This is a genomic window from Williamwhitmania sp., from assembly GCA_035529935.1.
Lineage (GTDB): Bacteria > Bacteroidota > Bacteroidia > Bacteroidales > Williamwhitmaniaceae > Williamwhitmania.
On sequence record DATKVT010000159.1, the window covers coordinates 1 to 9,687 of the forward strand.

The following is a 9,687-nucleotide window of genomic DNA, read 5'->3' on the forward strand; positions in this document are numbered from 1 at the left end:
AACTTTCTCAACAAATGCATGCTCTGCTTTTACACCATGCTCAGCAAGAACCGGCATAAATAGAGTCGCCAATTCAGCATCGCTCTTCTGACGAAGATAATGTTGATTGAACCACTTTGCCTTTTCAGGGTCGAAACGAGCACCCGACTTGTTGACACGCTCCAACGAAAATTGAGCTATAAGCTCCTCCATGGTAAAAATTTCCTGCTCAGTGCCGGGGTTCCAACCCAAAAGAGCCAATAGATTGATGAATGCTTCAGGAAAGTATCCATCTTCGCGATAGCCTCTGGCCGTTTCGCCATTTTCTGCTTTCCAGAAAAGGGGAAATACTGGAAAGCCTAACTTATCGCCGTCACGCTTGCTCAACTTTCCGTTACCGGTAGGTTTAAGTAAAAGTGGTAGGTGTGCAAACTGGGGCATTACGCCAGTCCAGCCAAAGGAGCGATAAAGCAGCACATGCAATGGAAGCGACGGTAACCACTCCTCTCCACGGATTACGTGGCTAATTTCCATGAGATAATCATCTACTACGTTCGCCAAATGGTAGGTAGGTAGCATGTCGGCACTCTTAAATAGCACCTTGTCATCAAGCGTTGCGGTATTTACTACCACACACCCACGAATAAGATCAAACATCTCCACCTCCTCGCTTTCGGGCATCATAAAGCGGATTACCCAGCCAGCGCCAGCGTCAATCCTACGCTTCACCTCCTCCGCAGAAAGGGCAAGCGATGTGTTGAGCGTGGTTCTTATTTCGTGGTTATAGTTGAACGTTCTCCCTTCGGTTTCGTAACGAGCCCTGAGGGCATCGAGCTCTTCGGGGGTATCGAATGCATAGTATGCATTGCCAGAATCAATAAGCTGGTCGGCAAACTTTTTGTAAATGGCCCTGCGCTCGCTCTGCCGATACGGTGCATGTGGACCACCAACAGAAACTCCCTCATCAATCTCTATACCACACCATTTGAGCGACTCAACAATGTACTCTTCTGCACCGGGAACAAAGCGGTTAGAGTCAGTGTCCTCAATTCGAAGCAGGAAGTCGCCGCCGTGCTTGCGTGCAAAAAGATAGTTAAATAGGGCAGTACGCACGCCCCCAATATGGAGCGGTCCCGTTGGACTGGGTGCAAATCGCACACGAACTCGTCTTTGGTCCATTGCTATTACGTTTTAGGCAAAGATATAGATTCTTCCTTAATGGCTTGATTGGTGCCAATGCAAAAACGGAAGACCAAAGGCCTTCCGTTCTGTCGGTTCGGAGGGGATCGAACCCTCGACCCCATGATTAAGAGTCACGTGCTCTACCAACTGAGCTACGAACCGTTTTGTTATTGCGGTTGCAAAAGTAACAAAATTTCCAAAACCTCAAAAATATACCGAAATGTTTTAGCCTAAAGTTTTTTTTTTGAACTTTGAGGTCCAATCAAAAACCACATAATGAGTAAGATTTTGGTAACGGGCGGAACCGGATACATTGGTTCCCATACAGTAGTAGAACTATTACAGCAAGGTTTCAAGGTTGTGATTGTGGACAACCTCTCCAACTCTTTTATTGAGGTCCTCGATGGTATAGAGCACATTTGTGGGCAGCGGCCAACATTTATTGAGGCAGACTGCACCGATATGGCGGCCATGAAATCTATATTCAGTCAGAATCCAGATATTTCGGCTGCAATTCATTTTGCAGCCTCCAAGGCGGTGGGCGAATCGGTTGAGAAACCGCTGCTTTACTACCGAAACAACCTAGTTTCGCTGATTAATCTCATTGAGTGCTTAGAAAACAATGGAGGTGGTAATCTTGTGTTTTCTTCCTCTTGCACGGTGTATGGCCAGCCCGACACCCTACCGGTAACGGAACAGGCACCAATAAAGTTGGCAGAATCACCCTACGGCAATACTAAGCAGATTTCAGAGGAGATTATAACCGACGCCATTAAAGCCAATAAAAAACTAAAAGCCATTGCGCTGCGCTACTTTAATCCCATTGGAGCCCACCCGTCTGCCGAGATTGGTGAACTTCCCATTGGTGTTCCAAACAATCTTATTCCATACGTTACCCAAACAGGATATGGCCTCCGCAATGTGCTCAACATATTTGGAAAAGATTACAATACCCCCGATGGAACAGCCATCCGTGACTACATTAACGTTGTAGACTTAGCCAAAGCACATGTTGCTGCAATAGCCTGGCTTGCAACAAGTAAAGAAAAACAAACGCTTGAGGTTTTCAATATAGGAACAGGCAAAGGGCTTTCGGTTTTAGAAATTGTGACTACTTTTGAAAAAGTTACAGGAATAAAGCTGCCCTACCAATTTGTTGATAGACGCTTAGGCGACATTGAGCAGGTTTGGGCCGATACCTCTTTGGCAAATAAGGTGCTTGGATGGAAGGCCATTATTCCACTGGAAGATACGCTGCTTAGCGCATGGAAATGGGAGCAGCGTTACCGTTCAAAAAACAAAAAATAGATTATATGAAAAAAAGTATTTTAATTACCGGTGGCGCTGGCTTTATCGGCTCCCATGTAGTTCGGCTTTTTGTAAAGAAATATCCAGACTACCGCATTGTTAACTACGACAAGCTTACCTATGCAGGGAATCTTGAAAACCTTGCCGATATAGAGAAATCGCCAAACTACACCTTCGTTAAGGGAGACATTTGCGACGATGTTCTGCTCGACAAAGTGTTCGCCGAATACGCCATTGATGGAGTTATTCACCTTGCAGCAGAGTCGCATGTGGACCGGTCGATTGCCGACCCTATGGCATTTATAAGAACTAACATAGTGGGAACCGTAACCTTATTAATCGCAGTAAGAAAAGCGTGGGGTTCCCGCTTTGAAGGAAAAAAATTCTACCATATCTCCACCGATGAAGTGTATGGAAGCCTTGGTAAAGAGGGCCTGTTCACAGAAGAAACCTCGTATGACCCTCGCAGCCCATACTCCGCATCAAAAGCTAGCTCCGACCATCTTGTAAGAGCCTACTTTCACACCTATGGTTTACCAACAGTTATCTCCAACTGCTCCAACAATTACGGACCAAACCATTTCCCCGAAAAACTTATTCCTCTGGCTTTTCACAATATCAAAACCAAAAAATCAATCCCGATTTATGGGAAGGGTGAAAATGTGCGCGATTGGCTCTATGTTGAAGACCACGCCAACGCCATCGACCTAATTTTCCACAAAGGAAAAGCCGGGGAAACCTACAATATTGGCGGGAATAACGAGTGGACCAATATTGATCTAATTAGGTTGCTCTGTAGTATCATGGATCGCAAATTGGGCAGAAAAGAGGGCGAATCGGAAAGCCTAATAACCTTTGTAAAGGATAGAGCTGGGCACGACCTTCGCTACGCCATCGACTCATCACACCTGCAGAAGGAGCTTGGTTGGCAACCCTCCGTTCGATTTGAAGAGGGCCTAGAAAAAACCGTTGACTGGTATTTGGCCAACGAGGTGTGGCTGTCGCATGTGGTGTCGGGCGATTACGAAAAGTATTACCAAAAGCAATACACCCAGAGATAAAAAAAGGCCCGAATGTTTTTCACTTCGGGCCTTCTCTTGAGATACAGGTTGTTACTCAACCGTTACTGACTTCGCTAAGTTGCGAGGTTGATCAACATTACAACCCCTCATCAAGGCAATGTGGTATGCTAAAAGTTGCAGCGGAACAACTGCCAGCAGCCCTTCCATTGACTCATGAATACTTGGAATTTCGATGGTGTAATCGGCCATGCTCGTAATGGTTGTATCGCCCTCGGAAACGATGGCAATTACAACTCCCTTGCGAGCCTTTACCTCTTGTACGTTGCTTACAACCTTGTCGTAGGAGCTATCCTTGGCAGCAATTACCACAACCGGCATCTTGTCGTCAATAAGCGCAATTGGCCCATGCTTCATTTCGGCTGCAGGGTAACCCTCGGCGTGTATGTAAGAAATTTCTTTCAGTTTTAATGCACCTTCCAACGCCACAGGGAAGAAATATCCACGGCCTAGGTAGAGAAAATTGGTTGAGTCCTTAAACCGCTTAGCAATGCTCTCGATTTTTTCGTTTAACAAAAGGATTTTTTCAATTTTCTCAGGAACAGAACTAAGTTCAGCAATAAGCTGGCTGGCCTGTTCGGTGGTGATTGTTTTTTTACGCTTGCCCAACAGAATGGCCATCATGGCAAGTACGGTAACCTGAGCAGTAAATGCCTTTGTAGAGGCAACACCAATTTCAGGTCCGGCATGGGTGTAAACGCCGGCATGAGTTTCCCTAGGAATGCTGGAGCCAACCACATTGCAAATTCCAAGCACTAATGCACCTTGACTTTTTGCCAACTTGATGGCAGCAAGTGTATCGGCTGTTTCACCACTCTGGCTGATGGCAATCACAACATCGTCTGGGTAAATTACCGGATTACGGTAACGGAACTCCGAAGCATACTCAACCTCCACCGGAATACGGGCTAAGTCCTCAATAAGGTATTCGCCAAGCAATCCGGCATGCCATGAGGTTCCGCACCCAATAAGAACAATACGTTTGGCCTCAACAAGCTGTGGGAGAACATTGTAAAGCCCACCGAGATGTATTTCCTGCAGATCGGCAGACAACCGTCCCCTGAAAGTGTCTTTAATTGAACGAGGTTGCTCATAAATTTCTTTGAGCATGAAATGTTCAAACCCACCCTTTTCAATCTCTTCAATGTCGAGATCAATAGTTTGGATCTTCGGCTCGAGGGGATGGTTAGAGATGGTCTTTAGGGAAAGTTCTCCTCTACGAATTATGGCAACATCATCATCGTTCATAAAGATAACGCTGTTGGTGTGCTCAACAATTGGAGTTGCATCGGAAGCGAGGAAGTATTCCTTGTTGCCAACACCGATTACCAATGGGCTACCACGTCTTGCTCCGATCAATAAATCTCGATCATCCTTGCAAAGGATAGCAAGGCCAAATGCACCAACAACTTTCGACAATGCAAGTCGCACTGCAATTTCCGGACTAACTTGTCCCTTGAGGTAGATGTACTCAATGAGGTTAACCAATACCTCCGTATCTGTTTCGCTAGCAAAGGTGTAGCCACGCTTTTCAAGCCGTCTCCGCAGCACGCCATAGTTCTCAATAATACCGTTGTGAATTAGCGTGAAGTAGCCGTTTTGTGAGCTATGAGGATGAGCGTTGATATCGTTTGGTTCACCGTGGGTTGCCCAGCGAGTATGGCCTATTCCCAAAGTTCCAGCAGTGTCTGATTGTGCTGTGTGAGCCTCTAGGTCGCTAACTTTCCCCTTGCACTTATAAACTTCTATATCCTTATTAAAAAGGGCAACGCCGGCAGAATCGTAACCACGATACTCAAGTCTTTTTAGTCCATTAATAATTATTGGAAAGGCTTCCTTTTTTCCAATATATGCAACAATTCCACACATATTAAGTATGATTTTTGAAAAGGTAATGATTGACTGTGCTCGGGTAAAATAACCCAATCCTACTTTTTGGGAGTAGTGTTTGCCTTTGCCGCAATCAACTCGTCGTAAAGGTTAGAGTATGCTTCGATGTAGGTATCGGGACCCTCGAAGCCAATGATTGGTTTTTTAAGTTCCTCTAGATAGCTGGAGATGTTGGGGTTTATGGTTTGAGAGCCAACTATTATGGCATCAGAATACTGTATTGCCAACTTGGTAATATTTTCCCAGCTCCCAGCAGTGCTAATGCTTTCAACATCCTTGGAGCGAACACCCTCAGTAATTAACTTCGACTTAAATCCAGGGGCAAGCATTCCAGGAAACTCATCGTTATAGATGGAATAAACAACCTTAGAGTTGGAGAAGATTGGGTCCTCCTTGAAAGCTTTCTTTACATACAGTGGGGCAGCGGCAGTAAACCAGCCGTGGCAGTGAACAATGTCAGGAACCCATCTTAACTTCCGGACGGTTTCAAGGACACCTCGGGCAAAGAAAATCATCCGCTCATCGTTATCGGCAAATTGCGAATCATCCTCCTCTGTAAGAGTATTCTTACGGTGGAAGTAATCTTCATTGTCAATAAAGTAAACCTGCATCCGAGCCGACTGAATTGAAGCCACCTTAATGATGAGTGGGTGGTCCGAGTCACTAATAATAAGGTTCATACCAGATAGCCGAATTACTTCATGCAGCTGGTTACGCCTCTCATTAATGCTCCCGAACCGGGGCATGAATGTACGTATCTCCTTACCCTTATCCTGTATCCCTTGTGGAAGATAACGGCCAATTAACGAAATTTCATTTTCAGGTAAATAAGGTGATATCTCCTGAGAAATGAAAAGAACCCTCGCGTTTTTCATTCTGATGATTCTTATCTTATTGGGTCTATGCGTGTAGACTTTGTGCAAAGTTACAAAAAAAATTCGCTATTGATTCCCTCTTCCCATTTTGCCTTCAAATAGCACAATAGTCAACCGCTGAAAAAAAACATTGAGCACCTATCGGATTGAAATGAATAGCTAACTTTGCCCCTTGGATTAAATCCAGCAAAAACATAATCATGCATCTGGTGTTAAACTCTATGCAGATATATATTCGGAGAGATGGAGCTTTTTGAGAAAGTTGGTGACCTTAAATCACGGTTGAATGAAATTTCAGCCAACGGAAAAACTGTTGGATTTGTACCCACCATGGGGGCATTGCATCTTGGACATATATCGCTGGTTAAGCAATGTGTTTTGGAAAATGACTACTGCGTTGTGAGCATATTTGTAAACCCAACCCAGTTCAACGATCCCAAAGACCTAAAAAACTATCCCAGATTTCTCGAAAATGATTTAGCCTTACTCAAAGAAACCAACTGCCAGATCATTTTTGCTCCCCCGGAATCGGAAATTTATCCCGAGCCAGACAACCGTGTATTCCCCCTTGGTGAGCTGGAGACCGTGATGGAGGGTAAGCAAAGACCGGGGCACTTTCAGGGCGTGGCCAAAGTGGTTAGCAGACTTTTTGATATAGTCAAACCCTATCGCGCTTACTTTGGTGAAAAAGATTACCAGCAAATTGCCATTATTCGAAGAATGCTTGAAATTACTGGCCAACCAGTAGAGATAATATCTTGTCCCATTCTTCGTGAACCTGACGGATTAGCCTTAAGTTCTCGCAATATGCTTCTTACTCCTAAGCATCGACAGCAAGCCTCGCTAATTGGAAAAACGTTGCTGGAAGCGCGAAACAAAGCCAATGAAATGAGCGTAAAAGAGCTCTCGGAGTGGGTTGTTAAACAAATAAATGCTAGCCCTTTACTTGAGGTTGAGTATTTTGAATTAGCCAACGCTAAAACGTTGATGCCCATTGACCAGTGGCATAGTGATGAGCCAGCTGTGGGCTGCATTGCTGTGAAGGCTGGCGAAGTTCGCCTAATTGATAATGTTAAGTTTGACTCAAAATAATCCGAAATGCAAATTGATGTTTTAAAGTCAAAAATCCATATGGTTTCTATTTCCGAGGCCAACCTGCACTATATCGGGAGTATAACCATTGACGAAGATTTGATGGATGCAGCCAACCTAATTGAAAACGAAAAGGTTCATGTTGTTAACGTTAACAACGGTGAGCGTCTCGAAACGTATGTGATTAAAGGAGAAAGAGGTTCTGGAAAAATTTGCATGAATGGTCCTGCTGCCAGAAAATGCATAGTGGGTGATGTTGTGATCATTATCTCCTATGCCACCATGGAATTTGAAGAAGCCAAGCGGTTTAAACCAACGGTTATTTTTCCCGACACACAGTCTAACTCGCTAATATAGGCTTACTTTGAAAAAGTTCACAAACGCAATAAAATACCTTTTCTTTCTTTCAATTGGTGTATTGCTGCTCTACTACGCCTTTAAAGGTGTTCCGATTAAGAATCTTTGGAATGGATTAAAGCACGCCAACTACGCATGGGTGGCCGTTACGGTGCTGCTCGGAATCGTGGCATATATAGCACGGGCCTACCGCTGGAACCTTCTCATTGAAACGCTAGGATACAAACCGCCCTTGCTCCACACTACCAGTGCAGTGCTTGTGGGTTATCTAGCCAATATTGCATTCCCTCGCCTTGGAGAGGTAAGCCGCTGTGCTATGCTGCGTAAAAGTGATGGTATTCCCTTTGAAGGTCTTGTGGGAACAGTTATTGTGGAGCGGGCCTTCGATATCTTCACGCTATTGCTTCTCCTTGTAGTTGTTACCATCGCCAAGATTAACATTTTTGGGGCATTCTTCAACGACCACCTTTTAATACCAATTGGTAATAAAATTGATAGCGGTATATCCAACACACCAATACTTTGGATGATTGTGGCTGTGGTAATTTTTGCCTCATTCCTGCTACTTTACTTGTTGAAAAATAAAATTGTAGCCACCACGCCCTTCCTTAAAATGAAAAAAATTGTCAAAGGGGTGATCCAGGGGTTGAAATCAGGATACCAGATGAAGCGCAGAAAAGAATTTTTCTTGGCTACCATTGTGCTTTGGACATGCTACTGGTTGATGTCTTGGTTAATTGTTTTTGCCATTCCCGCCACGGCATCCCTCGGTCCTATGGATGGACTATTTCTGCTTGTTGCTGGAAGCATTGGAATGACTGCTCCAGTACAGGGAGGATTTGGAACCTTCCATTTCATCATGACAATGGCTCTGGCCCTGTATGGGATACCTCGCGAAGATGGCCTGATTATTGCTACTTTATCGCATGAATCTCAAACAATATTCGCTATTCTGCTTGGAACCATAGGCTTCTACATCATCATGTTTTTTTCAAAAAAGGTAAAGCAACAATAAAGGATTCAATAATCATGGAACATCTTAACTTTATTAAAAACAAAATACTGACGTCCCAAGAACTTTTAACCAAGCGTGCTTACTGGAACTTTAAAAATCAATCTGTTGTTTTTACCAATGGCTGTTTCGATATAATTCATCGCGGCCACGTTGAATATCTTGCCAAGGCAGCTAGCCTTGGACAGGTAATGGTTATTGGAGTGAACACCGACCTGTCGGTGAGAAAAATTAAAGGTGAAAATCGTCCGGTGCAAGACCAAGACACCAGAGCCCTCGTCCTTGCTGCAATGGAGTTTGTTTCAGCCGTAATCCTATTCGACGAGGATACCCCTTATGAACTCATTAAAGCTGTTCAGCCAGACATTCTTGTGAAGGGTGCCGACTATAAGCCCGAAGAGATTGTTGGCTACGATATTGTAACTGCTCGTGGTGGTAAAGTTGTTACCATACCTTTTGTAGAAGGATTCTCAACAACGTCCATCATCCAAAAACTCAGCAAATAGTTCTTTCCGAATTGTCGCTTTTTGCCTACCTTGGGGTTTTAATAATTGGATTAAATGGCAAAAAGCAAATCAGTTTTTATGTGCCAAAACTGTGGGGCAGAGTCGGCCAAGTGGGTCGGACGATGCCCTTCGTGCGGTGAGTGGAATACCTACGTAGAAGAACCAGTCCTGAAAAGTGAAAGCCGTACCACCTTTACCTCTCTCACGGCACCAGCAAGGCCCATTGCCATTGACGAAATAGAACCCCAAACACATAAGCGAATTCAACTTGCCTCCAACGAGTTCAACCGAATACTCGGTGGAGGAGTAGTTCCCGGTTCAGTTATTTTGTTAGGCGGAGAGCCTGGCATCGGAAAGTCAACCCTTACCCTCCAAATTGCTCTTGATACGAAGCTCAAAGTTCTCTA

General features: G+C 44.5%; 10 protein-coding genes and 1 tRNA gene. 7 read left to right on the top strand and 4 right to left on the bottom strand.

Annotation, left to right across the window (positions count from 1 at the left end; translation table 11 throughout):
• On the bottom strand, positions 1 to 1,158 hold a 1,158-nt coding region (gltX, locus tag VMW01_11965), incomplete at its 3' end, for a glutamate--tRNA ligase (GenBank protein HUW06967.1).
• A gap of 92 nt (positions 1,159 to 1,250) precedes the next feature.
• Positions 1,251 to 1,323: transfer RNA gene (locus VMW01_11970), tRNA-Lys, on the bottom strand.
• 114 nt (positions 1,324 to 1,437) lie between these two features.
• Between VMW01_11970 and galE the strand changes: the two genes are divergently transcribed.
• Together galE and rfbB are read left to right on the top strand one after the other, a co-directional pair.
• Complete coding sequence (gene galE / locus VMW01_11975; GenBank protein HUW06968.1) at positions 1,438 to 2,469, top strand: UDP-glucose 4-epimerase GalE; 1,032 nt, start codon at positions 1,438 to 1,440, stop codon at positions 2,467 to 2,469.
• Between the two features lie 5 nt (positions 2,470 to 2,474).
• Positions 2,475 to 3,530 (top strand): dTDP-glucose 4,6-dehydratase, encoded by a 1,056-nt coding sequence (rfbB, locus tag VMW01_11980; protein HUW06969.1) that lies wholly within the window; start codon positions 2,475 to 2,477, stop codon positions 3,528 to 3,530.
• Between the two features lie 51 nt (positions 3,531 to 3,581).
• On the opposite strand, the gene glmS is transcribed toward rfbB, so the two are convergent.
• Positions 3,582 to 5,417, bottom strand: a complete 1,836-nt coding sequence (glmS, locus tag VMW01_11985) for a glutamine--fructose-6-phosphate transaminase (isomerizing) (GenBank protein HUW06970.1) — start codon at positions 5,415 to 5,417, stop codon at positions 3,582 to 3,584.
• Between the two features lie 59 nt (positions 5,418 to 5,476).
• Positions 5,477 to 6,313: a glycogen/starch synthase gene (locus tag VMW01_11990; protein ID HUW06971.1), complete on the bottom strand. Its 837-nt coding sequence runs from the start codon at positions 6,311 to 6,313 to the stop codon at positions 5,477 to 5,479.
• Positions 6,314 to 6,556: 243 nt separating this feature from the next.
• Between VMW01_11990 and panC the strand changes: the two genes are divergently transcribed.
• The 5 genes from panC to VMW01_12015 all read left to right on the top strand — a co-directional run.
• Positions 6,557 to 7,405 carry a pantoate--beta-alanine ligase gene (panC, locus tag VMW01_11995; protein HUW06972.1) on the top strand — a complete coding sequence of 283 codons (849 nt, stop codon included), beginning with the start codon at positions 6,557 to 6,559 and terminating at the stop codon, positions 7,403 to 7,405.
• A gap of 6 nt (positions 7,406 to 7,411) precedes the next feature.
• The gene (panD, locus tag VMW01_12000) at positions 7,412 to 7,762 is read left to right on the top strand and encodes an aspartate 1-decarboxylase (GenBank protein ID HUW06973.1); all 351 of its coding nucleotides are present in this window, start codon (positions 7,412 to 7,414) and stop codon (positions 7,760 to 7,762) included.
• Positions 7,763 to 7,769: 7 nt separating this feature from the next.
• Positions 7,770 to 8,777 carry a lysylphosphatidylglycerol synthase transmembrane domain-containing protein gene (locus VMW01_12005; protein ID HUW06974.1) on the top strand — a complete coding sequence of 336 codons (1,008 nt, stop codon included), beginning with the start codon at positions 7,770 to 7,772 and terminating at the stop codon, positions 8,775 to 8,777.
• A 14-nt stretch (positions 8,778 to 8,791) separates the two neighbouring features.
• The gene (gene rfaE2, locus VMW01_12010) at positions 8,792 to 9,280 is read left to right on the top strand and encodes a D-glycero-beta-D-manno-heptose 1-phosphate adenylyltransferase (protein HUW06975.1); all 489 of its coding nucleotides are present in this window, start codon (positions 8,792 to 8,794) and stop codon (positions 9,278 to 9,280) included.
• A 54-nt stretch (positions 9,281 to 9,334) separates the two neighbouring features.
• A partial coding sequence (locus tag VMW01_12015; GenBank protein HUW06976.1) for a hypothetical protein occupies positions 9,335 to 9,687 on the top strand: 353 nt, incomplete at its 3' end.

Bases quoted from the DNA above. Each gene is read 5' to 3' on its own strand.
- VMW01_11990 (HUW06971.1), bottom strand. From the start codon at position 6,313: ATGAAAAACGCGAGGGTTCTTTTCATTTCTCAGGAGATATCACCTTAT.
- rfaE2 (HUW06975.1), top strand. From the start codon at position 8,792: ATGGAACATCTTAACTTTATTAAAAACAAAATACTGACGTCCCAAGAA.
- panC (HUW06972.1), top strand. From the start codon at position 6,557: ATGGAGCTTTTTGAGAAAGTTGGTGACCTTAAATCACGGTTGAATGAA.
- galE (HUW06968.1), top strand. From the start codon at position 1,438: ATGAGTAAGATTTTGGTAACGGGCGGAACCGGATACATTGGTTCCCAT.
- panD (HUW06973.1), top strand. From the start codon at position 7,412: ATGCAAATTGATGTTTTAAAGTCAAAAATCCATATGGTTTCTATTTCC.
- glmS (HUW06970.1), bottom strand. From the start codon at position 5,417: ATGTGTGGAATTGTTGCATATATTGGAAAAAAGGAAGCCTTTCCAATA.
- rfbB (HUW06969.1), top strand. From the start codon at position 2,475: ATGAAAAAAAGTATTTTAATTACCGGTGGCGCTGGCTTTATCGGCTCC.